Annotated in this window: 23 protein-coding genes and 1 pseudogene; 10 read left to right on the forward strand and 14 right to left on the reverse strand. The window is 60.6% G+C overall.

Annotation, left to right across the window (positions count from 1 at the left end; genetic code table 11):
- Nucleotides 1-181 precede the first annotated feature (181 nt).
- The 5 genes from ODQ19_RS27325 to ODQ19_RS27345 are packed head-to-tail and all read left to right on the forward strand — an operon-like array spanning nt 182 to nt 5,739.
- Nucleotides 182-1,831, forward strand: coding sequence for an AMP-binding protein (locus ODQ19_RS27325; protein WP_330211751.1), 1,650 nt, complete (start codon nt 182-184; stop codon nt 1,829-1,831).
- Nucleotides 1,832-1,852: 21 nt separating this feature from the next.
- Entirely contained in the window at nt 1,853-2,620 is a 768-nt protein-coding gene (locus ODQ19_RS27330) for an SDR family NAD(P)-dependent oxidoreductase (RefSeq protein ID WP_054896513.1), read from the forward strand.
- A gap of 12 nt (nt 2,621-2,632) precedes the next feature.
- A complete protein-coding gene (locus ODQ19_RS27335) occupies nt 2,633-3,817 on the forward strand; it encodes an acetyl-CoA C-acyltransferase (protein ID WP_330211752.1) in 1,185 nt (394 codons plus the stop codon).
- Nucleotides 3,818-3,826: 9 nt separating this feature from the next.
- On the forward strand, nt 3,827-4,954 hold the full coding sequence (locus ODQ19_RS27340) for an acyl-CoA dehydrogenase (RefSeq protein WP_034135008.1): 1,128 nt from the start codon (nt 3,827-3,829) through the stop codon (nt 4,952-4,954).
- A gap of 11 nt (nt 4,955-4,965) precedes the next feature.
- Entirely contained in the window at nt 4,966-5,739 is a 774-nt protein-coding gene (locus tag ODQ19_RS27345) for an enoyl-CoA hydratase (protein WP_034127452.1), read from the forward strand.
- Nucleotides 5,740-5,847: 108 nt separating this feature from the next.
- Here ODQ19_RS27345 and ODQ19_RS27350 read toward each other — a convergent pair whose 3' ends face one another.
- The 12 genes from ODQ19_RS27350 to arnC form a co-directional block, all read right to left on the reverse strand.
- Complete coding sequence (locus ODQ19_RS27350; protein ID WP_330211753.1) at nt 5,848-6,999, reverse strand: acyl-CoA dehydrogenase family protein; 1,152 nt, start codon at nt 6,997-6,999, stop codon at nt 5,848-5,850.
- A gap of 3 nt (nt 7,000-7,002) precedes the next feature.
- Nucleotides 7,003-8,106, reverse strand: coding sequence for an enoyl-CoA hydratase/isomerase family protein (locus tag ODQ19_RS27355; RefSeq protein ID WP_330211754.1), 1,104 nt, complete (start codon nt 8,104-8,106; stop codon nt 7,003-7,005).
- 130 nt (nt 8,107-8,236) lie between these two features.
- On the reverse strand, nt 8,237-8,947 hold the full coding sequence (locus ODQ19_RS27360) for an HPP family protein (RefSeq protein ID WP_330211755.1): 711 nt from the start codon (nt 8,945-8,947) through the stop codon (nt 8,237-8,239).
- Nucleotides 8,948-9,112: 165 nt separating this feature from the next.
- A complete protein-coding gene (locus ODQ19_RS27365) occupies nt 9,113-9,301 on the reverse strand; it encodes a type VI secretion system contractile sheath small subunit (protein WP_256660491.1) in 189 nt (62 codons plus the stop codon).
- Nucleotides 9,302-9,619: 318 nt separating this feature from the next.
- Nucleotides 9,620-11,242: an ArnT family glycosyltransferase gene (locus ODQ19_RS27370; protein WP_330211756.1), complete on the reverse strand. Its 1,623-nt coding sequence runs from the start codon at nt 11,240-11,242 to the stop codon at nt 9,620-9,622.
- Entirely contained in the window at nt 11,243-12,625 is a 1,383-nt protein-coding gene (locus tag ODQ19_RS27375; RefSeq protein ID WP_330211757.1) for a UDP-glucose dehydrogenase family protein, read from the reverse strand.
- The gene (arnF, locus tag ODQ19_RS27380) at nt 12,622-13,035 is read right to left on the reverse strand and encodes a 4-amino-4-deoxy-L-arabinose-phosphoundecaprenol flippase subunit ArnF (RefSeq protein WP_330211758.1); all 414 of its coding nucleotides are present in this window, start codon (nt 13,033-13,035) and stop codon (nt 12,622-12,624) included. The genes ODQ19_RS27375 and arnF overlap by 4 nt, the downstream gene beginning before the upstream one ends.
- On the reverse strand, nt 13,032-13,379 hold the full coding sequence (gene arnE / locus ODQ19_RS27385; protein WP_330211759.1) for a 4-amino-4-deoxy-L-arabinose-phosphoundecaprenol flippase subunit ArnE: 348 nt from the start codon (nt 13,377-13,379) through the stop codon (nt 13,032-13,034). Before arnE ends, arnF begins: the two co-directional genes overlap by 4 nt.
- On the reverse strand, nt 13,376-15,031 hold the full coding sequence (arnT, locus tag ODQ19_RS27390) for a lipid IV(A) 4-amino-4-deoxy-L-arabinosyltransferase (RefSeq protein ID WP_330211760.1): 1,656 nt from the start codon (nt 15,029-15,031) through the stop codon (nt 13,376-13,378). Before arnT ends, arnE begins: the two co-directional genes overlap by 4 nt.
- On the reverse strand, nt 15,028-15,912 hold the full coding sequence (gene arnD, locus ODQ19_RS27395; RefSeq protein WP_330211761.1) for a 4-deoxy-4-formamido-L-arabinose-phosphoundecaprenol deformylase: 885 nt from the start codon (nt 15,910-15,912) through the stop codon (nt 15,028-15,030). The genes arnT and arnD overlap by 4 nt, the downstream gene beginning before the upstream one ends.
- Nucleotides 15,912-17,903 (reverse strand): bifunctional UDP-4-amino-4-deoxy-L-arabinose formyltransferase/UDP-glucuronic acid oxidase ArnA, encoded by a 1,992-nt coding sequence (gene arnA, locus ODQ19_RS27400; protein WP_330211762.1) that lies wholly within the window; start codon nt 17,901-17,903, stop codon nt 15,912-15,914. The genes arnD and arnA overlap by 1 nt, the downstream gene beginning before the upstream one ends.
- A complete protein-coding gene (gene arnC, locus ODQ19_RS27405) occupies nt 17,900-18,934 on the reverse strand; it encodes an undecaprenyl-phosphate 4-deoxy-4-formamido-L-arabinose transferase (protein WP_003191219.1) in 1,035 nt (344 codons plus the stop codon). Before arnC ends, arnA begins: the two co-directional genes overlap by 4 nt.
- Before the next feature lie 411 nt (nt 18,935-19,345).
- Between arnC and ODQ19_RS27410 the strand changes: the two genes are divergently transcribed.
- Nucleotides 19,346-20,158, forward strand: a complete 813-nt coding sequence (locus tag ODQ19_RS27410) for a M949_RS01915 family surface polysaccharide biosynthesis protein (RefSeq protein ID WP_116667511.1) — start codon at nt 19,346-19,348, stop codon at nt 20,156-20,158.
- 108 nt (nt 20,159-20,266) lie between these two features.
- Nucleotides 20,267-21,181 carry a site-specific integrase gene (locus ODQ19_RS27415; RefSeq protein WP_330211763.1) on the forward strand — a complete coding sequence of 305 codons (915 nt, stop codon included), beginning with the start codon at nt 20,267-20,269 and terminating at the stop codon, nt 21,179-21,181.
- A gap of 96 nt (nt 21,182-21,277) precedes the next feature.
- On the opposite strand, the gene ODQ19_RS27420 is transcribed toward ODQ19_RS27415, so the two are convergent.
- A complete protein-coding gene (locus ODQ19_RS27420; protein WP_330211764.1) occupies nt 21,278-22,489 on the reverse strand; it encodes a multidrug effflux MFS transporter in 1,212 nt (403 codons plus the stop codon).
- A 157-nt stretch (nt 22,490-22,646) separates the two neighbouring features.
- Here ODQ19_RS27420 and ODQ19_RS28305 point away from each other — a divergent pair.
- The 3 genes and pseudogenes from ODQ19_RS28305 to ODQ19_RS27430 form a co-directional block, all read left to right on the forward strand.
- Nucleotides 22,647-23,402 (forward strand): annotated as a pseudogene (locus ODQ19_RS28305) (MCP four helix bundle domain-containing protein); the annotation flags it as partial.
- Between the two features lie 132 nt (nt 23,403-23,534).
- Entirely contained in the window at nt 23,535-24,260 is a 726-nt protein-coding gene (locus ODQ19_RS28310; protein WP_442962788.1) for a methyl-accepting chemotaxis protein, read from the forward strand.
- Nucleotides 24,261-24,453: 193 nt separating this feature from the next.
- On the forward strand, nt 24,454-25,062 hold the full coding sequence (locus tag ODQ19_RS27430) for a hypothetical protein (protein WP_330211766.1): 609 nt from the start codon (nt 24,454-24,456) through the stop codon (nt 25,060-25,062).
- 428 nt (nt 25,063-25,490) lie between these two features.
- On the opposite strand, the gene ODQ19_RS27435 is transcribed toward ODQ19_RS27430, so the two are convergent.
- A partial coding sequence (locus tag ODQ19_RS27435; protein WP_330211767.1) for a hypothetical protein occupies nt 25,491-26,597 on the reverse strand: 1,107 nt, incomplete at its 5' end.

A 26,597-nucleotide genomic window follows, 5' to 3' on the forward strand; every position in this document is an offset into this window, starting at 1 on the left:
GGCAAGCCAGCTCCCACAGAAAAGCGAAAAAGCCCCCCGTGTGTCACTACGGACTGGCCAAACCAGTCAGCCAAGTTGAAAGCTTTGACCATTGTCGCTGCGCCGCTCTGGAGCGACTATTTCAGCGCTTTTCTCGAGTTGAAAACGTCCTGAAAATAAAAACACAGAAGGATAGGAAGCGATGCGTGAGTATTTGGCTGCCACCACCGAGTTTGATTACCAGCACACCGTCGACGCCGCACTGGCCGGCAATCTGCAGGCGCTCAATGCCTGTGTGGAATGCTGTGACCGTCACGCGCTGCCGGGGCGCATCGCGTTGTTCTGGGAAGGCAAGGACGGGCGCAGCGCCACCTCTACCTTCACCGAACTGCAGGAGCAGGCCGCACGTTTCGCCAACTTCCTGCTGGCCCAAGGCGTCAAGCGCGGTGACAAGGTGGCGGGCCTGTTGCCCCGCACTGCCGAACTGTTGGTAGTAGTGCTGGCAACCTGGCGCATCGGCGCGGTCTATCAGCCGCTGTTTACCGCGTTCGGGCCCAAGGCGATTGAACATCGCTTGAACAGCTCTGGCGCAGCGCTGGTAGTCACCGATGCAGTGAACCGCCCCAAGCTGGGTGAAGTTGCCGACTGCCCGACCATCGTCACAGTCGCCGGGGCCAAGGGCGAAGGCATCGTGCGGGGCGACTACAGCTTCTGGGCCGAACTGCCCAATTACTCTTCTCACTGCGAGCCGGTGCTGCTGGGCGCAGAGGAGCCGTTCCTGCTGATGTTCACCTCCGGCACCACCGGCCCGTCCAAGGCGCTGTCGGTGCCGCTCAAGGCCATCGTCGCGTTCCAGGGCTACATGCGCGACGCTGTGGACTTGCGCCCCGAGGACGCGTTCTGGAACGTCGCTGACCCTGGTTGGGCCTATGGCATCTATTTCGGCGTGACCGGGCCGTTGTCCATGGGGCACCCGATCACCTTCTACGATGGCCCGTTTACCCTGGAAAGTACCTGCCGGGTCATCAATAAATACGCGATCACCAACCTGACCGGTTCGCCCACGGCGTATCGGCTGTTGATCGCCGGTGGCGAACAGTTCGCCCGTTCGATCAAGGGCAAGCTGCGCATCGTCAGCAGCGCCGGCGAGCCATTGAACCCGGAGGTGATCCGCTGGTTCGCCGACAACCTGGGCGTGACCATCCACGACCATTACGGCCAGACCGAGCTGGGCATGGTGCTGTGCAATCACCATGGCCTGGCGCATCCGGTGCATGTCGGCGCGGCGGGTTTTGCCTCGCCAGGGCATCGCATCGTGGTGCTGGATGACAACCATCAGGAGCTGGCGGCCGGCCAGCCCGGCATCCTGGCCATCGACCGCGAGCAATCGCCCATGTGCTGGTTCGCCGGGTACGACGGCGTGAAAACCAAGGCGTTCGTCGGCAAGTACTACCTCAGCGGCGACACCGTGGAGCTGAACCCGGACGGCAGCATCAGCTTTGTCGGGCGCAGCGACGACGTGATCACTACATCCGGCTACCGCGTGGGCCCTTTCGATGTGGAAAGCGCGTTGGTCGAACACCCGGCGGTGGTCGAGGCTGCCGTGGTCGGCAAGCCTTGCCCGGAGCGCACCGAACTGGTCAAAGCCTTTGTGGTGATCAGTGAGCAATACCGTGCCACCCCGGAGCTGGCTGAAGAGCTGCGCCTGCATGTGCGCCAGCGCCTCGCCGCCCATGCATACCCACGGGAAATCGAATTTGTCAGCGACTTGCCCAAGACCCCGAGCGGCAAGCTGCAACGCTTTATTTTGCGCAATCAGGAAATAGCCAAGGCCCAGGCGGGCGTGGCTTGATCCCTTTAAAAGGAAACAACGATGCAGATTGAAAACAAGGTATTCCTGGTCAGCGGCGGCGCGTCGGGCCTGGGCGCGGCCACGGCTGAAATGCTGGTCGCCGCGGGTGCCAAGGTGATGCTGGTGGACTTGAACGCCGACGCCGTGGCCGCCAAGGCCGAGCAACTGGGCGACAACGCCCGCAGTGCCGTAGCAGACATCAGCCAGGAAGCCGCTGCAGAAGCGGCGGTGAAGGCAGCGGTCGAGGCCTTTGGTGGCTTGCATGGCCTGGTCAACTGCGCGGGTGTGGTGCGCGGCGAGAAGATCCTCGGCAAGAACGGCCCGCACGGCCTGGCAAGCTTTGCCCAGGTGATCAACGTCAACCTGGTCGGCAGCTTCAACCTGCTGCGCCTGGCCGCTGCGGCTATCGCTGAAACCGAGGCGAATGCCGACGGCGAGCGCGGCGTGATCATCAATACCGCCTCGGTGGCGGCATTCGATGGGCAGATCGGTCAGGCTGCGTACGCCGCCTCCAAGGGCGCGATCGCCAGCCTCACCTTGCCTGCCGCACGGGAGCTGGCGCGCTTTGGTATCCGGGTGATGACCATTGCACCGGGCATTTTCGAAACCCCGATGATGGCCGGCATGACCGACGAAGTCCGCAACTCCCTGGCTGCTGGTGTGCCGTTCCCGCCACGCCTGGGCAAACCCGCCGAATATGCCGCGCTGGTACGCCACATCATTGAAAACAGCATGCTCAATGGCGAGGTGATCCGTCTCGACGGTGCCTTGCGCATGGCCGCCAAATAAGGAGCAATGGCTATGAACGATCCTATTGTTATTGTCAGCGCCGTGCGCACGCCCATGGGCGGGTTCCAGGGCGACCTCAAAAGCCTGACCGCGCCGCAACTGGGCGCAGCCGCCATTCGTGCGGCGGTCGAGCGTGCCGGTATCGCCACCGATGCCGTCGACGAAGTGCTGTTTGGCTGTGTACTGCCCGCCGGGCTTGGGCAAGCGCCTGCTCGCCAGGCTGCCTTGGGCGCCGGGCTGGACAAGGGCACGCGCTGCACCACTCTCAACAAAATGTGCGGTTCCGGCATGGAAGCGACGATTCTGGCCCACGATTCGCTGCGCGCTGGCAGTGTCGATGTGGTGATCGCAGGCGGCATGGAAAGCATGTCCAACGCCCCGTACCTGCTGGACCGCGCGCGCAGCGGCTATCGCATGGGCCACGGCAAGGTGCTCGACCATATGTTCCTCGACGGCCTCGAAGATGCTTACGACAAGGGCCGCCTGATGGGCACCTTTGCCGAGGACTGCGCCGAGCACAACGGTTTTACCCGTGAAGCCCAGGACGCGTTTGCCATCGCTTCCCTGACCCGCGCACAAGAGGCCATCACCCACGGCAGCTTTGCCAGTGAAATCGTCCCGGTGCAGGTCACCGTGGGCAAGGAACAAAAAACCATCCTGCACGATGAGCAACCGCCAAAAGCCAAGCTGGACAAGATTGCCAGCCTTAAACCGGCGTTCCGTGACGGCGGTACAGTGACAGCGGCCAACTCCAGCTCGATCTCCGATGGCGCCGCGGCGTTGTTGCTGATGCGTGAGTCCGAGGCGCTCAAGCGCGGCCTCAAGCCGTTGGCGGTGATCCATGGGCACGCCGCGTTTGCCGATGAGCCAGGGCTGTTTCCAGTGGCGCCGGTGGGGGCGATTCGCAAGCTGATGAGCAAGACCGGCTGGAGCCTCGAAGAGGTGGACCTGTTCGAAATCAACGAGGCCTTCGCCGTGGTCAGCCTGGTGACCATGAGCAAGCTGGAGATTCCCCACGACAAGGTCAACGTGCATGGTGGTGCCTGTGCATTGGGCCATCCCATTGGTGCCTCCGGCGCGCGCATCCTGGTGACATTGCTCGCGGCCCTGCGCCAGAAGGGCCTCAAGCGTGGTGTCGCCGCTATCTGCATTGGCGGCGGTGAAGCCACGGCCATGGCCGTTGAATGCCTGTATTAAGGATGACCTATGTTGCCCAATGACGAACAACTGCAGATCAGCGACGCCGCCCGGCAATTTGCCCAGGAGCGCTTGAAACCCTTCGCCGCCGAGTGGGACCGCGAGCATCGCTTTCCCAAGGAGGCCATCGCGGAAATGGCCGAACTGGGCTTTTTCGGCATGCTGGTCCCGGAACAGTGGGGCGGTTGCGACACTGGCTACCTGGCCTACGCCATGGCCCTGGAAGAAATCGCCGCGGGCGACGGTGCCTGCTCCACGATCATGAGCGTGCACAACTCGGTGGGTTGCGTGCCGATCCTCAAGTTTGGCAATGACCAACAGAAAGAGCAGTTCCTCACGCCCCTGGCCAGCGGCGCCATGCTCGGTGCCTTCGCGCTGACCGAACCCCAGGCCGGCTCCGATGCCAGCAGCCTGAAAACCCGGGCGCGCCTTGAAGGCGACCACTATGTCCTCAACGGCTGCAAACAGTTCATCACCTCCGGGCAAAACGCCGGGATCGTGATTGTGTTTGCGGTCACCGACCCCGCCGCGGGCAAACGTGGGATCAGCGCGTTTATCGTGCCCACCGATTCGCCCGGTTATACCGTGGCACGGGTAGAAGACAAACTGGGGCAGCATGCCTCGGACACTTGCCAGATCCTGTTTGAAGACGTGAAAGTGCCGGTGGCCAACCGTCTGGGCGAGGAGGGCGAGGGCTACAAAATCGCCCTGGCCAACCTGGAAGGCGGCCGTGTGGGCATCGCCTCCCAGTCGGTAGGCATGGCCCGCGCCGCCTTCGAAGCGGCCCGCGACTATGCCCGTGAGCGTGAAAGCTTTGGCAAGCCGTTGATCGAACACCAGGCCGTCGCCTTTCGCCTGGCCGACATGGCCACCCAGATCGCCGTCGCCCGGCAAATGGTGCATTACGCCGCCGCCCTGCGTGACAGCGGCAAGCCGGCGCTGGTGGAAGCGTCCATGGCCAAGCTGTTTGCCTCGGAAATGGCCGAGAAAGTCTGCTCGGCCGCCTTGCAAACCTTGGGCGGTTACGGTTACCTGAACGACTTCCCCCTGGAGCGGATCTACCGCGATGTGCGGGTCTGCCAGATTTACGAAGGCACCAGCGATATTCAACGCATGGTCATCTCACGCAATCTTTAAGGAGCCGATACATGAGTTACGAAACCATCCTGCTTGACGTCCAGGGCCGTGTCGGGCTGATCACGCTTAACCGCCCCAGCGCACTGAACGCCTTGAATGCACAACTGGTCAGCGAGCTGAACCAGGCGCTGGACAGTCTGGAAGCCAACCCTGAAATTGGCTGCATCGTGCTGACCGGCTCTAAAAAGGCCTTCGCGGCCGGTGCCGACATCAAGGAAATGGCCGAGCTGACCTACCCGCAGATCTATATGGACGACCTGTTCAGCGACAGCGACCGCGTGGCCAACCGCCGCAAGCCGATCATCGCCGCCGTGAATGGCTTCGCCCTGGGCGGCGGCTGCGAGCTGGCCCTGATGTGTGACTTTATCCTTGCCGGCGACACCGCCAAGTTCGGTCAGCCGGAAATCAACCTGGGCGTGCTGCCAGGCATGGGCGGCACCCAGCGCCTGACCCGTGCAGTGGGCAAGGCCAAGGCCATGGAGATGTGCCTGACCGGGCGTTTTATCGACGCGGTGGAGGCCGAGCGTTGCGGGATTGTGGCGCGTATCGTGCCCGCCGATGAACTGCTGGAAGAGGCGCTGAAAGTGGCCACCCTGATCGCCGGTAAGTCCGTGCCGATCAGCATGATGGTCAAGGAAAGTGTGAATCGTGCGTTTGAAGTCAGCCTGTCCGAAGGCGTGCGCTTTGAACGCCGGGTGTTTCATGCGGCGTTCGCCACCCAGGACCAGAAGGAAGGCATGGCCGCGTTTGTGGCCAAGCGGGCGCCGGAATTCAAGGATAAGTAACCCCTGCCAAACGCCGCAGATCCAATCTGGCAAGCTGGCTTGCCAGACAGTCAAGGCTTTTTTGTAGGAGCGAGCTTGCTCCTACAGAAGGGTTTTGTGTGGTGTCCGTCAGAGCTGGTAGTTTTTCAACTCTCTGGCAATCACCATCCGCTGAATCTCGCTGGTGCCTTCGTAAATCTGCGTGATCCGTGCATCCCGGTAGTAGCGCTCCACCGGGTAATCCTCCAGGTACCCATACCCACCATGAATCTGCATTGCGTTGGAGCAGACTCGCTCGGCCATTTCCGAGGCAAATAGCTTGGCCTGGGAGGCTTCGGACAGGCACGGTTTGCCGGCAGTGCGCAGGCGCGCGGCATGGAGGATCAGCAGGCGAGCAGCGTTGAGCTGGGTTTGCATGTCGGCCAGCAGGTTGGCCACGCTCTGGTGTTCGATGATCGCCTTGTCGAACTGCACCCGATCACGGGCGTAGGCCAGCGCGGCTTCAAACGCGGCGCGGGCGATGCCCAGGGCCTGGGCGGCGATACCGATGCGTCCGCCTTCGAGGTTGGAGAGGGCGATGGCCAGGCCCTTGCCGCGCTCACCCAGCAGGTTGGCTTCAGGAACCTTGCATTGGTTGAGGGTGACGGCGCAGGTGTCTGACGCACGAATACCCATCTTGTGCTCGGTGCGGTCGACCACGAAACCTGGGGTATCGGTCGGCACCAGGAACGCCGAAATGCCTTTCTTGCCCAGTTCCGGGTCGGTCACGGCGAACACGATGGCCAATTTGGCGCGCTTGCCGTTGCTGACGAACTGCTTGGCGCCATTGATGACCCATTGGCCGTCACGCAACTCGGCACGGGTGCGCAGGTTATGGGCTTCGGAACCGGCCTGGGGTTCGGTCAGGCAGAAGCAACCGATGGCCTGGCCACTGGCGAGTTCGGCCAGCCAGGTGTGTTTCTGTTCGGTTGTGCCGTAGTTGAGGATCGGCCCGCAACCCACTGAATTATGGATGCTCATCAAGGCGCCAGTGGCGCCGTCACCCGCAGAAATTTCCTCCACGGCCAGGGCGTAGGCCACGTAATCGACATAGGTGCCACCCCATTCTTCCGGGACCACCATGCCCAGCAGGCCCAGCTCCCCCATCTTCGCCACCAGGGCGTCGTCGATCCAGCCGGCTTTTTCCCAGGCTTGGGCGTAGGGGGCGATTTCGCCACGGGCAAAATCCCGCGCCATGTCGCGGATCATCACTTGTTCTTCAGTGTATTCAAGATCTTGCATGGCTTATTTCCCAATCTGCACGAAGTCGCGGAAGAAGCTCTCCACATGGCTGGCGTCCAGCGCATGGAGGGTGGGCGGGTTCCACTTCGGCGTCTTGTCCTTGTCGATGATCAGGGCGCGAACCCCTTCGATCAGGTCGCCGCGCTCGAACCATTGGCGATCCAGGTGCAGTTCGAGAGCAAAGCACTGGTCCAGTGGCAGGTGGCGGCCACGGCGCAGCATCTCTAGGGTCACGGCCATGGCCAGGGGCGAGCGGGCCTGCATGAGGTTGGCGGTGGTCAGCGCCCAGTCATGGCTATCGGCCACGGTGACTTGTTGCAGTTGCTCGACGATGCTGGGCACGTCCGGCAACCCGAAAAAGTGGTCAATGGCCGGGCGCAAGGCCGCCAACGGGGCGTCGGGCAATTGCTGCACGGCGAGCTTGGCGAGTGCGCCTTGCAAGTCCTTGAGCGGCGAGTCGTGCCAGTGCAGGCCGTCGAGTTTCTGATCCAGCTCAACCAGCTTGGCGCTGTCGATGTACCAGTCTGCCAGCCCGCAGTACAGGGCATCCGCCGCACGGATCTGCACGCCGGTCACCCCAAGGTAAGTACCCAACTCCCCCGGGATGCGTGAAAGGAAATAGCTGCCGCCCACATCCGGGAAGTACCCGATGGCCACTTCCGGCATCGCCAGGCGGCTGCGTTCGGTGACCACCCGCAGGTCCGCGCCTTGCACCAGGCCCATGCCGCCGCCGAGGACGAAGCCGTCCATCAGCGCCAGTACGGGTTTACGGTAGTGGTGAATGGCCAGGTCGAGGGCGTATTCCTCGACGAAGAAGTCCAGGTGCAGGGTGTCGCCTTGCTTGAAGCTGTCGTACAGCGAACGGATGTCGCCGCCAGCGCAAAAGGCTTTCTCACCGGCGCCGCGCAATACGACGGCGTAGACCTCGGCGTCGTCGGCCCAGGCCTGCAAATGCGCGGTTAACTGGCGGACCATGTCCAGGGTGATGGCGTTCAAGCCAGCAGGACGATTGAGGGTGAGGTGGCCGATATGGTTGCGCACGCTTGCCAGGACAGCGTCCTGCTGGACCTCGGCGCGGCTTGCTTGGGATGAAACCTGAGCAGTCATCTCTAACTCCCTGCTTTTATTGTCTTTATGAAGATGTTCGCGGGTGAACTCTCTCGTGATCGTACCAGTGCAAATTTGCCCCGTACAACCCGGAATCCTGCAGGTCGTTGTTGCATTTATGCAGTGCCGGTCAAACCACCCGGCTGGCCAGCACCTCACCGATACTGCGACGTCGGGCATGGCCCTCGGCGGCGTGGATCAGTTGCTCCAACTCTGTCGGTTCGACATCGTAGAACTGCTCCATCTCGGCCAACGCGAGCTTGAGGTCGGCTGCCGTGATGCTCGGCTCGCTCACGGCATTGGCAGTGCCCAGGATAACCGGGGCTGGCTCGGCAAGGCCCTTGGGATAACGCGTGCGCGTGGCATTGTTATAGGCCAGCGCGCAGGCGAGCAGGGCGCCGGCGCCGAGCATCACCGGCGCAAGCTCGTACCAGCCGAGGCCGACCGATGCCGGATCGGCCAGCACCAGGGTCATGGCCAGGCCGCCGGCCGGTGGGTGCAGGCAGCGCAGCCAGCAGATGAGGACCACGGTCATGCCCGCCGCCAGGCACGCGCTGCCCAAGGTGCGCCCCAGGACGCGGGCGACCAGCAACGCGACGACGCCTGCACACAGGTAACTGCCGATTATCGACCAGGGTTGGGCCAGCGCCCCCGACGACACGGCAAACAGCAATACGGCCGATGCGCCAAGAGGGCCGAGCAGGTGCAGGGCCACCTCCATACCGAACACCTGGGCACAGGCCCAGACACTGAACAGCGTGCCCAGGGCCATGCCGATGGCTGCACGGCTCCATTCGGCGGGACGGGTGTTGATTGCAGCGGGTAACCAGCGAGCGAGCATTGAAAGACGATCCATAAACAGCGGGCGAAAAAAAAGGCCTGCCTGGTTTCCCGGAACAGCCCTTTGAAGGTTCCAACATTGGGGGAAGGAACCTGCGCAGTGTGCCGCGCTTGATCAGGTGGCGCCACTGCATATTAATGAGGGTTGAATGCAAAATAAATGCAGTTAACCGGCTTCGCCATAGGTTATCTGCCCGGTGGGCGTGGATGCAGCCGGGTTGATCTTGCCCAGCACGCGACTATGGGTTTCTTCGTTGAACAGGCGCGCTTGCAAGTCTTCGCGCAGCCTGGGGTCGTCGGCCAACGGCCCCTTTAACGCCACCAGTGCGTCACGCAATGCCATCAAACGATCCAGCCTGGGTAAGGGTACGGTTAACAGGTCTTCTCGCACGGCATTGTCCTCTCAATGAAGTAAGCCATCGCGCGCGGGCAGCCTACAACGTCCTTGTTGTGAAGTGCCCTGACCCAAGCGTTTCAGGGCAGTCCTGACGATCGGGTGGTAGATAGTGAGTGCACGTGGCAGCGAGTCTACAGTTGGGCTCCGAGCACCGGAAGGGAAAGTGCACCAGCCATTACGCAAACAAATGTAGGTGTTTTCTTGGTACCTATGATGAAAGTCGCCCACTCGTGGCGGGAGTGGGCGTTCTTTCTTACAGTGCAGCCGGAAAAGTTCTCAAGGTGTCGAGGCTTTTGCCAAACGCAGCAACACATAGGGGGTTTTGTCGAAATCTGCGGTAAGCGTCGGCGTGATTGAACGCAGGCGCGGATCGTCCAGCGCCTGGAAGTCGGCCTGGCTCATGACCAACCATGCCGGCGCCTGGACCGGTTTCAAGTCGACGGGCAACTGGGTGAATAGCGGGACCTTGTCGCAATCGAAGTTGACCATGAACTTGATGGCTTTCGCGTCTTTGCCCAGTGCGTGCAACACCAGCGGCGCCGGTTGCTGCTGAACCTGCGCCTTGACGGCGAGGCTGAAGGTGCGGGTGTCGTACACCTGACGTTCCAGGGGTTCAACCACCATGATGTAGGTGGTCCAGAGGGCGAGCACGGCGGCCAAGGCGGGGCCGTAGGTGCGCAGCCGCGAGCGGAACAATGCCAGCAGGGCCAGCACCTGTAGCAAGCCAAGCACGACGACGATCAGCTCCAGGTCGGCCAGCGGTTCCGGGTAGCGCCGCCGTGCTACCACCAAACCAATGGCCAACAGCGTTGGCAACAGCGTCCAGATGCCCAGCATCAAGGCGCGCAGCCACGCAAACAGTCGCCCTTGCGCCACCGCGAAGGGATACGCGGCAATGATCGCGGCCATCGGTAACATCGGCAGGATATAGCGCGCTTTCTTGGCTTGGGGCACCGACAGGCCCACCATCACCAGCACACCCGCTGCCGCGCAGTAGAGCACCAGCTTCAATGCCGGGTCCGGCGCACGTCGACCGCCCATCAGCACCGCCAGCAGCACCAACAACGCGATTGGATAGGCCAGGGCGTAGTTGCCCAGGGAGCTGGTGAAGTAATACAGCACGCCGCCGGAGCCTTCGCTGCCATCCATGCGCCCCAGGAACTGCATGCGAATCACGTCATGCATAAAGTCTTCGCCGCCGCTGAGCTTGGCCAGCAGCAGCAACAGGCCGACGCACGCCGCCAGCAGCGCCAGTGCCAGCAGGCCGAAGCTGAACAACAGGCGCCACTGGCGGTTGATCAGGTAGTAGCTGCACAACACGCCCGTAGGGATCACTAGGCCGATCGGGCCACGGATGGCAAACCCCAGCAGCAACAGCAAAAACACCCAATGCAGGCGCTTGGCTGCGGCGAAATGGTCATGGGCATAACCCAGGTAGAACACCGCCAATGCCACCGCGGCGAGCATCTGATCAAGGGAGACTGCGCGGGTTTCGCTGACGAAGGTACTGCTGAGCAGCAACATCGCAATGCTCAACAGGCCCCAACGCGGCGAGTAGGGCGCAGTGAGGCGATAGACCAGCACCACGATCAGCGCCGACGCGAGCGCCGTGGGCAGCCACGCCGTCAGGCTGGTGACTTGGCCCAAGGGCACCGACAGCAGCCACGTCAGCAGGGTTGACGTAGCCAGGTAATCGGCATACGGCTGGCCATAGGTCGTGGGGAAGAAACTGGGCCCGTGGCGCAGCATTTCCTGGGCAAACAGCACGAAGCGCGAATCGAAGCCGATGATCGCCTGGTGCCAGTTGCCGATGATAAAGAGCACCAGCGCCAAGAGCCCAAGCCCCAGCGACTGGTGGCGGATCGTTGCGCGCTGCGCGGACGGTAAGGCGATGTTCACCTAGCAAGCGTCCTTGGCCTGTTCCACCCAGTTTTGCTGGGGGATCGGCAACTCGCAGGAATCGCCGCGGCCGATGGGGAAGTACTTGAAGCCTTTGCGCGTCAGGCGCTCGCCGTCGTACAGGTTACGGCCATCGAAGATCACTGGGGTTTTCAGGCGCTGGTGAATCAGGTCGAAGTCCGGCGCCTTGAATTGCTGCCATTCGGTGCACACGATCAACGCATCGGCGCCGCCCAAGGTGGATTCCGGGGTGCCCATCAGCATCAGGCGCGGGTCATCGCCGTAGATCCGCTGGGTTTCCTGCATGGCTTCAGGGTCGAAGGCGCGCACATTGGCGCCGGCAGCCCACAGCGCTTCCATGAGCACGCGGCTGGGGGCATCACGCATGTCATCGGTGTTGGGCTTGAAGGCCAGGCCCCACAGGGCAAACGTCTTGCCCTTGAGGTTGCCCTGGAAGAAGGCGTTGATGCGCTCGAACAGCTTGCTTTTCTGGCGCTGGTTGATGGCTTCCACGGCTTCGAGCAGGTCGCTGGAGCAGTTGGCCTGCTTGGCACTGTGGATCAGGGCGCGCATGTCTTTGGGGAAGCACGAGCCGCCATAACCGCAGCCGGGGTAGATAAAGTGGTAGCCGATGCGTGAGTCGGCACCGATGCCCAGGCGCACCGACTCAATGTCGGCACCCAGGTGTTCAGCCAGCTCGGCGATCTGATTGATAAAGCTGATCTTGGTGGCCAGCATGCAGTTGGCGGCGTACTTGGTCAGTTCGGCGCTGCGCAGGTCCATGAAGATGATGCGGTCGTGGTTGCGGTTGAACGGTGCGTACAGGTCGCGCATCACGTCGCGCACCTCTTCGCGCTCGCAGCCGATGATGATCCGGTCCGGGCGGCGGCAGTCAGCAACGGCGGAGCCTTCCTTAAGGAATTCCGGGTTGGAGACGATATCGAACTGCAGCTCACGGCCGGCGGCGCGCAGGTTATTGAGGATGTGGTCGCGCAATGTGTCACCGGTGCCGACCGGTACCGTGGATTTCTCCACCAGGATCACTGGCGCCACGCGATGGCGGGCTACCGCATCACCCACCGACAGCACGTATTTCAGGTCGGCCGAACCGTCTTCATCCGACGGCGTGCCCACGGCAATAAACAGCACTTCACCGTGCTCGACGGCAAGTTTTTCGTCGTGGGTAAAGTGCAGGCGCCCGCTTTCCAGGTTGTCCTTGACCATGGCTGCCAGGCCCGGCTCGAAGATGGTCACATGCCCCTTCTGCAGCGACTCGACTTTGTGCTTGTCAACGTCCATGCAAATGACATCGTGACCGACTTCGGCTAATACAGTGGCCTGGACCAGACCAACGTAACCACTACCAAATACACTGATTTTCATGGGGTATTCCTGGGACTTGAGGTGCTAGCACGACGAGAGTTGATAACCAGTACGCCGAGGATGACCAAGGCCACCCCCAGGGTTTTTGAAAGCGAAAAATTTTCGTTGAACACCGGCAGGCTGGCGGCCAGCAAATACACCAGCGCGTAACTGATGCTGAGCAGCGAATAGGCGCGGCCCAGGGGTAAGTGCTTCAGTGCGCCGAGCCAGCACAGCATCGACAACGCATAGGCGATGATCGCCAGGATCACCACGCCCAGGGCGCCCAGGTCGATGCTGTTATCCGTGAAGGCAGCCAGCCATTGCGTGGGAAGCGGCAGGCGCGTCATGCTCCAGCGCATGCCCAATTGGGCGCCACTCACCAGGGCGACACTGCCCAGAGCCAGGGCGAAACCTCGTACGCGGCTCATACCTGGCGCCCCAGCAAGACCACGCCGGCAATCACCAGCCCCACGCCCAGCCAGTGACGGCCATCAATGGGTTCGTGAAACACAAAGCGCGCCATCAGTGTGACTAGCACAAAATTCAGGCTGAGCATGGGGTAGGCAATGCCTACTTCCAGGCGCTGCAACACCAGTAGCCATACAAGCAAGCCCAGGCCCAGGCACACCAGCGCCGACCACAACCACGGCGAGCGCAGTTTCGGTGCCCAGCCGTCCGGCACGTCGCGCCAGCTTTCCACGGCGAACTTTTGCGAGACCTGGCCCATGCAGGTCAGCAGGCAAGCCGCGAGCAGTAGCAGTAGGGTGATCATGGCGCGACCTGCGGGAAAATCAGGATCACGATCTTGCCTTGCGCATAACGCTTGCCGTCAGTGGGCAGCAGCGCGAGTTCTTCCTTTTCGCCGGTGCTATTGACGCGCATCACCACGCCGACCGCGCCGGTGCGACGGGTTTCAGCCATCCATGCCTGGATGCGGTTACGGTCGACCAGACGCGGGGCCGTGTCCTCGTAAGCCAGGCCGTACTTGACCTCACCCGAGGTGTTGTACAGCGTGATATCCGGGTGTTTGAGGCGCCAGGACAGCGCCGAGGCGGCGCCCAGGTCGTTGCTCAGCAGGGCAACACTGGGTTGCAGTTCGTCGATGTGATCAATGATGAACTGGTCCGGGGTCTTGTTGTAAACCACCGAATGCGGCAGCGCCGCAGGCACCAGCAGCACCAGTAATCCACTGCCGATCAGCGGCGCGGCCCACAATGCCAAGGGGCGTGCTGCTTGCAGCAGATTGACGACGATCCAACCGAACAAAAAGATGAACACCAGTACCAGGCTGAGGGTTTCCTCACCCGGTTCGTATACCGGTTTCTTCAACTGGAACCAGCTGAGGGCCAGCAATACCAGCACGCCGATCACCAGGTTCAACCAGCCATTGATGCGCAGGACGCGGCCGTGGCCTTGAGCCAGTTTGTCGCTCAGGGCCGAGCCCATCAGCAAGGCCAGGGGGAGCATGCACGGCATGATATAGGAGGGCAGCTTGCCTTTGGCCAGGCTGAAAAAGGCCAGGGGCATCAACAGCCACAGTAGCAGGAACGCGGTTTTCGGCACGCGCCGTTGCAGCCAGGCCTGCTTGAACGCGCAGGGCAACAGCGCGACCCACGGCAGCGCGAACCCTACCAGCAGCGGCAGGTAATACCAGAAGGGTTCGGCGTGCTGGGCGTCTTCACCGGCAAAGCGCTGGATGTGCTCGTGCCAGAAAAAGAAATGCCAGTAGTCCGGCTCTTGCAGGTGCACGGCCAACGCCCACGGCACGCTGACAGCAATCGCCACCACCACGGCAACAGGGCCAAATTTGCACAACTCGCCAAAACGTTTTTGCCAGACGGCGTAGGGTAGGGCGACCAGCACCGGCAGCAACCAGGCCAGGAAGCCCTTGGTCATGAAGCCCATGCCGCACGCCAAGCCCAGCAAAGCCCAGGACCACAAGCGCGCACGCCGTGTGGTGCTGTCGAAACAGAACCACAAGGCCACGCCCGTCAGGTTGACCCAGAAGGTGAACTGCGGGTCCAGGTTGGCATAGCCGCCCAGCGCGGCCACGCTGACGAAGCTCATGTAGAGCAGCGTGCTGACCAGACTTTTTTGCGGATCATTCCACAACCGACGAGAGACCAGGTACACCAGCAAAATGCTCAAACCGGTGCTCAATGCCGAGGCGAACCGCACGCCGAACAGGTTCTGCCCGAAGATCGCCTGGCCCAGCGCGATCATCCAATAGCCTGCGGCGGGCTTCTCGAAATAGCGAATGCCCATGAAGTGCGGCGCGGCCCACTTGCCGGTCAGCAGCATTTCCTGGCTGATTTGAGCATAGCGGGTTTCATCGGGAATCCACAGGCCATGGGTGGCCAGCGGCAGCAGGTAGAACACGGCGAACGCCAGCAGGAGCAGGGGCAAAGCCCAGCGGCGGATCATGCCTGCTGCACTCCCAGCCAACCCTCGCGGCCGCTCAAGGCGCCGCGCACCAGCTGTTGCTGGGGCAGGGTGGTCAGATCCGTGGGCAACAGCTCGCCCAAGGGTTTGAACTGGATGCCGCGCTGCCCGGCCTGGGCGAGCAACTGGCGAAAATCATTGGCCATCAGAATCCCTTCTACTTCCGCGTGGATCGTATAGACATTCAGCTTCGACGCGCTGAAGCGCTCGAGAATGAAACGGTTGAAATCGTTGGCAGCCACCACCGGCCCGACGACTTCGTCGAAGGTCGGCAGGTCTACCGGAATTTGTGGGGTGCCCGCGCTGCCATCGGCCAGGGTTGGTCGAAACAGGCTGGTGCCCCGGCAATCGCTGTTGTAGCGAAAGTTGAAGCCTTGCTTGGCTTGCACCACGCGCTCATCGGCGCGCCAGCCGGCGGCCGCTGAACAGTCGATGCGCTCGCCGAGGATGTCGCTCAAGGTGTCTACACCGCGTCGAATCTGCTCGACCAACTGTGCCTCGCTCCAACGCCCGGTGTTGGCCTGCCAGCCATGGTGGTCCCAGGCGTGCAGGCCGACTTCATGCCCGGCGGCCTTGGCCTGGCGCATCAGGTGCCCCAGGTCACGGCCAATCGGCTTGCCTGGCCAGGCGGTGCCGGCCAGCAAGATGTCCCAGCCATACAGGCCGGCAGCGTTGGAGCGCAGCATCTTCCACAGGAACTGCGGGCGGATCAGGCGCCACAAGTGACGCCCCATGTTGTCCGGCCCGACACTGAAGAAGAACGTCGCTTTGACCCCGGCTTCGGCCAGGGAGTCGAGCAACCGTGGCACACCTTCACGGGTGCCGCGGTAGGTGTCGACGTCGATGCGAAGACCTGCCTGCATTACTTTTTATCCGCAATTTCAAGCATGGCTTCACGCAGGAAGAAATCCAGGGTGTTGCCGATGGTTTCGCTCATCTGCACGCTCGGCTCCCAGTTCAGCAGGCGCTTGGCGTTGTCGATGCTCGGCTTGCGGTGCGCCACGTCCTGATAGCCCGTGCCGTAGAACGCCTTGCTCTCGACGTCGCGGAAACCGGCGAACGGCGGGAAGTTGTGGCGCAGCGGGTGAGCCTCGAACTGACGCAGCAGTTCTTCGCCCAGCTGGCGAATGCTGGCTTCGTTTTCGGGGTTGCCGATATTGATGATCTGGCCGTCGCACACGCCATTGTCGTTATCAATGATGCGCGCCAGGGCTTCGATGCCGTCGGCAATGTCGGTGAAGCAACGCTTCTGCTCACCACCGTCGAACAGACGGATCGGCGTGCCTTCCACCAGGTTCAGGATCAGTTGGGTAATGGCGCGGGAGCTGCCGATACGCGCCGAGTCCAGGCGGTCCAGGCGCGGGCCCATCCAGTTGAATGGACGGAACAGGGTGAACTTCAGGCCCTTGTCGCCGTAGGCCCAGATTACGCGGTCGAGCAGTTGCTTGGAGACGGAGTAGATCCAGCGTTGCTTGTTGACTGGGCCCACTACCAGGTTGGAGGTGTCTTCGTCGAAATACTGGTCTTGGCACATGCCATAGACTTCGGAGGTCGACGGGAAAATCACGCGCTTGTTGTACTTGACGCAGTAGCGCACCAGCTTGAGGTTTTCTTCAAAGTCCAGTTCGAACACGCGCAGCGGGTTACGGGTGTATTCGATCGGCGTGGCGATGGCCACCAGCGGCAACACCACGTCGCATTTCTTGATGTGGTATTCGATCCATTCGGTGTGGATGCTGATATCGCCTTCCACATAATGGAAATTCGGGTGGCTGCGCAGGCGCTCGATGGCGTCGGAGCCGATGTCCAGGCCATAGACTTCGTAGCGGTCGTCACGCAGCAGGCGCTCGGACAGGTGGTTACCGATAAAACCGTTCACGCCCAGGATCAGCACACGGGTACGGCGCGGCTTGCGGCCCGACTCGGCACCGCGCAGCACGGAACCATCCACCAGGCCCAGTTCATCGGCCAGGGACGGGCCGGCCAGGTACAGGCCGTTTTCGTTGCGCTGGCCGAACTTGACCACCAGGGAATCTTCACCGCAGGCGATGCGCAGCGGGTTGACGCTGATTACACGGCCAGGCGCCAGACCTTCGTTGCCCTTGACTACATCGGCTTGCCACACGATCAGCTTGTGCTCGCCCACGGCACAGAAAGCGCCCGGATACGGCTGGGTCACTGCGCGCACCAGGTTGAACAGTTGCTCGGCGGGCTGTTTCCAGTCCAGCTTGCCATCGGCAGCAGTGCGACGACCGAAGTAGGTGGCTTTGCTCTCGTCCTGGGCGGTTTCACTCAACTTGCCCTGGGCCAGCTGTGGCAGGGCATCACGCAGCAGGGCAGTGGCCGCATCACGCAGCTTGGCGTGCAGGCTCAGGCCGGTATCGCTGCGCTCGATGGTGACTTTCTGCTGGGCCAGGATGGCGCCGGCATCGGCACGCTTGACCATGCGATGCAGGGTCACGCCAGTTTCGGTTTCGCCGTTGACCAACACCCAGTTGGCTGGGGCGCGGCCACGGTACTTAGGCAGCAACGAGCCGTGCAGGTTGAACGCGCCTTTGCGGGCGGTGGCCAACAGCGGCTCGCTCAGCAGGTTGCGGTAGTAGAACGAGAAGATGTACTCCGGGTTCAGCTTGGCGATGCGTTCGATCCACAGCGGGTGGTTGGCGTCTTCCGGTGCATGCACCGGGATGCCATTGCGGGCGCAGAGTTGGGCGACGGAACCGTAGAAGTTGTTTTCCTTGGGGTCATCGGCATGGGTGAACACGGCGGCAATGTCGTAACCGGCGCTGAGCAGCGCTTCAATGCCTGCGCAGCCAATATCGTGGTAGGCGAATACAACAGCTTTTGAACTCATGACTGGACCTGATCCGAAGAAGAAGTAGAAGTATGGGAAGACACCAGGCCGTCGACCACGACGACTGGAGCCGGTGCTGCCGGTTGGTTGCGCAGCACTTTTTCAATAAAGAAGCGTGGGCGGGCGCGTACATCGCTGTACATGCGGCCCAGGTATTCGCCCAGCAGGCCCATGCCGATGAACTGGCCACCGGTGAACACAAACAACACCGCAAATAGCACGAACAGGCCATCACCGGCCCAGTCGGCGCCGAAGGCCAGGCGCATGACGATCAAGGCAAAGGCAAACAGCACGCCCAGCGCCGCCAGGCTGAAACCGACGATGGACAGCAGGCGCAAGGGCGTGGTGGTCATGCACGTCAGCAGGTCGAACATCAGGCTGATCAGGCGCATGGCGCTGTATTTGGATTCGCCGTGCTCACGCTCGGCGTGGTGCACCAGGATTTCCGTGGTGTGGCGGGCGAAGCCGTTGGCCAGGATCGGGATGAACGTGCTGCGCTCACGGCAGGCGAGCATGGCGTCGACGATGGTGCGGCGGTAGGCGCGCAACATGCAGCCGTAGTCGGTCATGGCCACGCCGGTAGAGCGCTGCACGGCGAGGTTGATCAAACGCGACGGCCACCGGCGGAAGGCCGAGTCCTGGCGGTTATTACGCACGGTGGCGACCACGTCGTAGCCCAGGGCAGCCTGCTCGACCAGGCGCGGGATCTCTTCCGGCGGGTTCTGCAGGTCGGCGTCGAGGGTGATCACCACTTCGCCACGGCACTGTTCAAAGCCGGCCATGATCGCCGCGTGCTGGCCGTAGTTGCGGTTAAGGATCACCGCCACCACGTTGCTGCCGTCTTCGGCGGCGGCGTCTTCGAGCAGTTGCGCGGAGTTGTCGCGGCTACCGTCATCCACCAGGATGATTTCGTATTCGTAAGCCAATTGCTTGCAGGCTGCCGTGGTGCGACGCAGCAACTCAGGCAGGCTTTCTTGTTCGTTGTAGACCGGGATAACGATCGACACGCAATGAATAGGGTAGGGTTTCAAAGATTCATGACCTCGGGCTAAAGCGACTTCAAGCGTGAAAACAGCAGCGTTTATTGGGCAAAACTACAGCCCGCAGGTTACAAAACGGGGCTAAAGATGGCGCGTTTTCAATAGGTTAGTCGATAATCCACGGATTGCTCTTAAGTGTTGCCTACAAGGTTAAGCGCAAAAATGTGCAACGAATATGAAAGGCGGATGAAAAACTCGTTTATTTGACAGGCAGACAGCTAGGGTTCAGCTAAGTAATCAAGGCGTTACATGTAGGCCTCACAGGGCGATATCGGAGCTTCGTGCAAGACGCTTGGTTCAATCTGAGCGAGGCGATCAGCCCAATGTTTGCCCTTCAACAATCTTCTCTGCATTGGCGCTCAAGTGCCGGTAAAGTAAGCCCTCTCTTGCCAGGGTACTCGGATGAATAGCGTGCAGCTTTTACGCGGCCAGTTGCGGCCAGCGCTGATGGGATTGTTGATGACGGTGGCCTGTGTCACCAGCGTGCGGGCTGATCAGGGCGTCGCGCTGACCCCACTGGACCAGGTGCCGGACGGGGTGGAAGTGCGCGGCAAGCAGGTCGCCGCTTATACCTGGGATGACCGCCAGGGCAAAAACCTGTTGGTACTCGCCGAGCAAGTGGGTGAGCGCGATGACGATGGTACCCAGTCGGCCTTTGTCTACGCGGCGCAATACGTGCTGGGAGGCGAGCGCCCCAAGCGCGTGTGGATGCTGTACGACGATGTGCAGCACTGCGAATTCGACGCCGGGCTGCGCTTTGACCGAGCTGCCACCAAGGTTACCGACCTGCTGGGCGATGGCAATACCCAGGCTACAGTCGGTTATTCGCGGGCCTGCACCAGTGACGTCAGCCCCAATGAATTCAAGCTGATCATGCATGTCGGCAAGTCCGAGAAGTATCGTCTGCGCGGCCTCGACCGCGTGGGCGCCAGCTGGTGGGACGAGGACGCTGGCGCCTTGCGCGGCATGCCCCTGCCCACTGACTGCAGCGTCGCGGCGCAGCAAGCGTTGGTCAGCCAATACAAGGAGCAGGGCACCGAACTGCCACTGCCGGGCTGCTATGGCGACGAGAAGGACTTTGCCAAGGCACCGGACAATTACCTCGCCTTTATGCGCCAGCAGTGGTTCGCGCTGATGCAGCAACAGGACGCCGACTGGAGCCAGTCCCTGGCCCAACCCCAGGCAGCCAGCGAGGACGACGACACCGCCCCGTGATTTTGTGCCAGGGCCGCTCCTGGGTTAGACTCGGCCTTCGCCAATCCAATAAATACATCGACTAATCAAATAGTTGGTCGATGTATTTAATCCAAAGGCTGATCTACCTTGACCGAGTCCATTTGCAACCCGCTGACCCTTTATCTCACCCGCCTGGCGCCTTCCAGCCAACTGACCATGCGCTACGTGCTGCAGGATGCCGCCGACCGCCTGGGTTTCGAAGACCTCAACCTCGAAGAGATTGACTGGCACATGCTGCAGCCCGAACACGTCATCGCACTGGTGGCTGCCTTGCGCGAGGACGGCTTTGCGCCGAACACTTCGTCGCTGTATGTGAATGCGGTGCGCGGGGTGATGAATGAAGCGTGGCGCATGAGCTTGATCAGCCAGGACCACCTGTTGAAGATGCGCTCGGTCAAGGCCACACCCGGCACGCGCCTGGGCCAGGGCCGCAACCTGCGCCGCACCTTGATCCGCGAGATGCTCGACGTCTGCGCCGCCGACCCTCGGCCCCAGGGCCTGCGGGATGCCGCGGTGATCGGCCTGTTATATGGCTCTGGCATGCGCAAGTCGGAGTCGGTCAACCTGGACCTGGCACAGGTCAACTTTGACGAGCGCAGCTTGCGCGTGATCGGCAAGGGCAACAAAGAGCTGGTCAAGTACGCGCCGGACTGGGCGTTTGCCAAGCTGCAGGCCTGGCTGGCGTTCCGCCGCGAGCACCTCAAGGAAGGCGAGCAGGACGACAGCTTCTTGTTCAACCGAATCCGTCGAGGCAGCCATATCACCCGGGAACGCATCACCAAGCATGCGATTTACTACATCGCGCGCCAGCGCGGCGATCAAGTGGGGGTCAAGATCATGCCTCATGATTTCCGTCGTTCATTTATCACGCGGGTGATCGAGGAGCATGATTTGTCGATTGCGCAGAAACTGGCGCATCACACCAATATCCAGACCACCGCCAGCTATGACGTGCGTGACGACAATGAGCGGCGGCGGGCGGTGGATCGATTTGATTTGTAGGCTTGTGGATACACCACGACTCAAATGTGGGAGCTGGCTTGCCTGCGAAGAGGGCCTCACAGGCAGCCAGAATGTTGAATCTGCCTGCTCCTCTGCTCAGGAGGAAGGCGGAACGCTTGAAACCAGGTGAGCCGGCAAGCGCCGCAACGTCCACAAGGTGGTCAGCATCGCGGCAAGCGCGCACAGCGCAATGCCGATCAACATCGGCGCCGGCGTATGGTCGGCAAAGATCCCCACCAAGGTCATCGCCACAGCCGCCGTGACCATCTGGATCGCACCCAGCAGTGCAGACGCAGAACCCGCCACCGCACCATGATCCTCCAGCGACAGCACCCCGGCCGCCGGCAATAGCAGGCCAAGAAAGCCAAAACCGATAAACAGCAGGCCCATCATCAAGGCCAGGCTGTCACCCCACAGCGTAGTAGCCGCGAGCAAGCTCATGACCGCCGCCACGCCCACCACCGACCAGCGAATCAACGGCGCCAGGCCAAAGCGGGCGCTGAGCCGTGCGGTCAGTTGGCTCATGGCAAAAAACGAGGCCGCATTGAGGGCAAAGCACAGGCTGAACTGGGTTGGCGTCAGGCCAAAAAACTCGATGTACACGAAGGGCGCGCTGCCGATGAACACGAAGAAGGTGGCCAGGCCAAACCCGCACACCACCGACAACCCCGTAAAGACCGGGTCGCGGAGGAGGGCGCCATAGCTGCCGAACGCCTGGCCCAGTGTCTTGCCCAGGCGGCGCTCGGCCGGGTGGGTTTCTGGCAGTTGTACGGCGGTCATCACCAGGCAAAGCACGGCCACCACCGCCAACACGGCAAACACTTCGCGCCAGCTCCAGATCGAAATCACCAGGCTGCCGGCCAGAGGTGCGAGGATCGGCGAAACACTCATCACCAGCATCAACAAAGCCATCAGGCGCGCCGCTTCATGGCCGGTATACAGGTCGCGTACGATCGCCCGTGGGATCACCATCCCCGCACAGGCGCCGAATGCCTGCACCGCACGAAAGCCAATCAACACTTCAATGGTCGGTGCCAGCGCGCAGCCGACACTGCCAATGGCAAAGATCACCAGGCCCGCATAGATCGGAGGTTTACGCCCGAAGACATCGCTGAGTGGGCCGTAGAACAACTGGCACACGCCGATAATCATGAAGAACACCGTCAAACTCATCTGCACGGCCGCCGGCGTAGCCTGGAGGCTGGCGCCCAGAGTGGGCAACGCTGGCAGATAGATGTCGATGGCAAACGGGCCGACGGCGGTGATCAAGCCCAGCAACAGGGCGAGACGGGCGATACGTTGAGGCATTTGGCAGATCCAGGTAGAGCAACGGACGGTCAGCTTAAGGGAACCGCGCAGATCCGCAAACTTAGGCTTCACTAACAAGCAACAGCTGCCGATACAGCTAGCAGCGACATTGAAACGGTTGGGTTCCCAACCGGCGGTCCTGGCACGGGGTACCACTATGACGATCAAATTACGCTTGGTGCTGTTGATTGCGACCGGGTTGCTCACCGCTTTGATCATGAGCCTGGCTGGCTACCTGGGCAACACGCGGATGGCCGACGCGGTACAGGATAACGACGTCAGCATGACGGTACTGCGCAATCACATGGAAGCCGACATGATGCACGACGCCCTGCGTGCGGATGTACTGTCGGCCATGTTGGTCGGGCTGGGCAAAAGCACCAGTACGCCGGCCGAAGTCAACAGCTCGATCAAGGAGCATGCCGAGCACTTTCGCGAAGTGCTGGCGGACAATCTCAAGCTGCCGTTGGACGCCTCGATCAAGGCCAGCCTGGAAAAAATCAAACCCAGCCTGGACACCTACATCAGTGCCGGCGAGCGCATCGTCGCGCTGGCACTGGACAATCCCGACGCCGCACGAGGGGAACTGCAGACCTTCAATGCCGCGTTCAGCCAGTTGGAAGACCAAATGGCGGCGTTGAGCGAACTGATCGAAAACAATACCCAACTCACCAGCACCGGTACCCGGCAAACCATCAGTAACGCTAACTGGACCTTGATTATTGTATTGGGGGCGAGCCTGCTACTGCTGCTGGCTCAAGGACGTTGGGTGACCCTGAGCATCATGGGGCCGTTACGCACCGCCAGCCGTATTGCCCAAAGCATTGCCCATGGCAACCTGAGCGAACCGATTGTCGAACCCAAGAACCAGGACGAAGCCAGTGCACTGATTCGCAGCCTGGCGACGATGCAGCGGGATTTGCGCGGCATGATCGAAGTGGTTCGCAGCAATGCTCATGGCGTGAATGGCATGAGCGAGCGCCTCAGCCAGGGTTGCCATGAAGTGGCAGGCAGCAGCCAGCAACAAAGCGTCGCCGCCAGCACCATGGCCGCCGCCGCGAGCGAAATGACCGCCAGCATCGAAGAAATCACCCGTCACGCCCAACGTGCCCTGGACATGGCCAGCCAGGCTGAAACCCTGGCCAAGGACGGCGGCCGGGTTATCCACCAGGTGGTCAGCGACATGGATGGCATAGCCCGTTCAGCCCAGCAGTCAGCCCAAGTGATCCGCACGCTGGACAAGGAGTCCGAGGCGATCTACGGCATTATCCAGGTGATCAAGGGGATTGCCGACCAGACCAACCTGCTGGCCCTGAACGCCGCCATCGAAGCCGCCCGCGCGGGTGAACAAGGGCGCGGCTTTGCGGTAGTGGCCGACGAAGTGCGCAGCCTGGCCGGACGCACCAGCGCGTCCACCCAGGAAATCGCCAGCATGGTCGGGAGTATCCAGCAGAACACCCGTGAAGCGGTGATCAGCATGGAGGAGGGCGTTGCTCAAGTGGATAAGGGCATGGCAGTGACTGCCGAAGTGGAACGCGCCATTCGCGAGATTCTCCAGGCCACGCTGAGCACCACTGAATTGGTCAACGATATTTCCCGCACCATCAGTGAACAGAGCCTGGCCAGTAATGAGATTGCTCATCAGGTGGAGAGGATTGCGGGGATGTCGGAAAGTAACAGTCGGGTAATTGCGGGCACAGCGTCGACCACCGACGAGTTATCCAGTCTGGCTGGGCAACTGTCGCAGTCGGTAGATCGTTTTAAAATGTAGGGGAGAAGAACTCGACGTTAAAATCGCGCTTGAAAATGCGCTTAAAAACTGCTTCTAAGAGAGCAATATATAGCCGTACATATAACTCAACTAAATGGTTATTTAGCATAGTTATAATTTAATCGAATATTAAAGGGCAGGGCACTGCATAATCTTCAAGGTAAATGTATCCGAGAGCCGGAGTTTCTAAGCTATGCCCAATTCCCAAAGAGCCCGTAACGGTCGTATGAAGCTCCGCCATAGTGCAGAAATGCGGGACTTGGTCGTTTTGCTTTTTCCGAAAGTTCTTCAGATTTTGCAGGAAAAGGCCGCTATTACCGGATCGATCTGTACTTCTGGCGAGCTTAGAGCTGCCTCTCGGTACTTGTCAAAAGCGTTGGCTGAGTATGATTTGCGTCGACGTAATCAGGTTCCGGACGCTCGATATACGGCCTTGGACGAGGTGTATTGGCAAGAGGATGAGGCGCTCAAAAACGCTTCAAGCGATGATTCATTGGTCCAGAAGATAGCTTTAGCTAGATCACTTCGCAGTGAGTTTTTTCAAGGTTCTGATCACAGTCAAGGCGGTGCTCGTCATGCGCTGACAAATGCGATTAGACACTCCTGGCTGATCTGCCATGACGGTTGTGAATCGATCAATTACCGCAGAAAGACAACTAGCGCCCAGGAGCAATACGGGCCATTGCACGACTTTATTGAGTCATTAAATAAGCTGGTCCAATTTCCTGCCAACATAGACGGGCTGCATCGAGAGGTTCGAGCGCTCGACCTACAGATGCACCCGAACATAACAGTGCCCTGATTTCACCACGTCACGGCGGGATCTGATCTCGTCATTCTTTGGCTTGTCGCCGTTCACGGCATAGCCAGAGAGTCCGAAATGTCCAAGAAATCCAAAGTCCTGATAGCGGTGTCGTTGACGTTGCAGCTAATGACCGGCGTTTTGCGATTCAGTGAGACGTGGATCGATCATGACCGGCAGACGATAGGCGTCTGCTGTACACAGCTTGAAATCTGTCCAGCAACGACCCCCAAGGGTGAAACCATTGATACGCATAATGTATATTATGTTAAATTTAATATTGTGAAGGAACCCTGTCACTGTCAGCCCTAGCCTCCGGCTTCCCTGTTGGGTTTGCATTAGGAGTCCATTTTGCGAAAACCTGTAGACACCCTAAAGCGAGCTTCAATGACAAGTTCAGGCGGGCTGTCGAGAGAATGAGCTCAGCCTCACTTCAGCGCGCTGGTCAACACATTGACGACTATCCTGTCCTTCTTCTCGGTTACCTTGCCTATAAAACCTTTGGCTCCGAGAGCCTTGATGAAACGCCGATTTACGTCAGAGTTCAGTACTGTGAATTTACGATCTTTCTCAGCAAACTTGTTGAACCCGTCCTCGTCGAGCTTTTTGAGGATGCCGGCCGTGTGAGACCACTCCACTCCCTTTGTTGCCACGATCTGTAAGAACGCTTCAATACGACGTTTCGAAGGTATCGTGTTGTCGCTTGAGACGTACCAGAGCATTGTGGTGCACGTAGGCGGATAGGTGACCTGGTGTTGATTTCCAATCTCACAGATTCTAGCAATCTCGGCGCGCGCCCCAGCGTGCTCCTTCATCGAATCGGCGCTGACCGCGCTCCAGAGATCAACCTTCTCCCTGATAGAAACCCTATCGCTCTTGGTGACTCCGATCAGAACGTCCAAATCAGCAGCAACGGGATCAAAATCTTTCGATGCCTTATCCCATCGTCTTGTCAGATAGGCCGTGACAGACGACGGGGCATTATCTGTGACGCAAGCCAGCACCTTCTGATCATAGGGGAGATAGTCCAGCGTGACGAGCGTCTGCCAACGGGTCGTCGTCATGGGCACCGACAACACTGACGTGTGTTTAAGGGCTGCCTCCGAAAGAATAACGCGCAGAGATGCATCATCGAAACGAATGTCCGACAGCAACGTTTTTTGGAGGTCGTTAGCATGATCCGAGGTTTCGTCCCACAGGACACTCTTCAACTCGTCTCGATGCCTTGCCAAGAAGCCTAGAAACGCCAAGGTAGCTTCAACGTGCGTTGGTTCATCGTGAGCAGGATCAACGGCGAGATACTCACCATCTTCGGTGTACCAGGCCCAATCGAAAAACGTAAATACCGATTTCTTGGACGCCAAAACGGAGTCACCCCCCAAAATTTTTGCCCACAAAATCTCAGGCACCGCCTGTAGGGACTCAAAGATTGTTTCTGTTCTCTCCAGCAATGAGAACATCAGGCTTTCATTCTTAGAGATACTCTGAAGAAGCCAGGTCAGGGATGACGATGTCTCTGGCAGCATCCCTTGCTG

It is taken from the genome of Pseudomonas sp. AM4(2022), assembly GCF_036346515.1.
In the GTDB taxonomy this organism is placed as follows: Bacteria; Pseudomonadota; Gammaproteobacteria; order Pseudomonadales; family Pseudomonadaceae; genus Aquipseudomonas; species Aquipseudomonas paracarnis.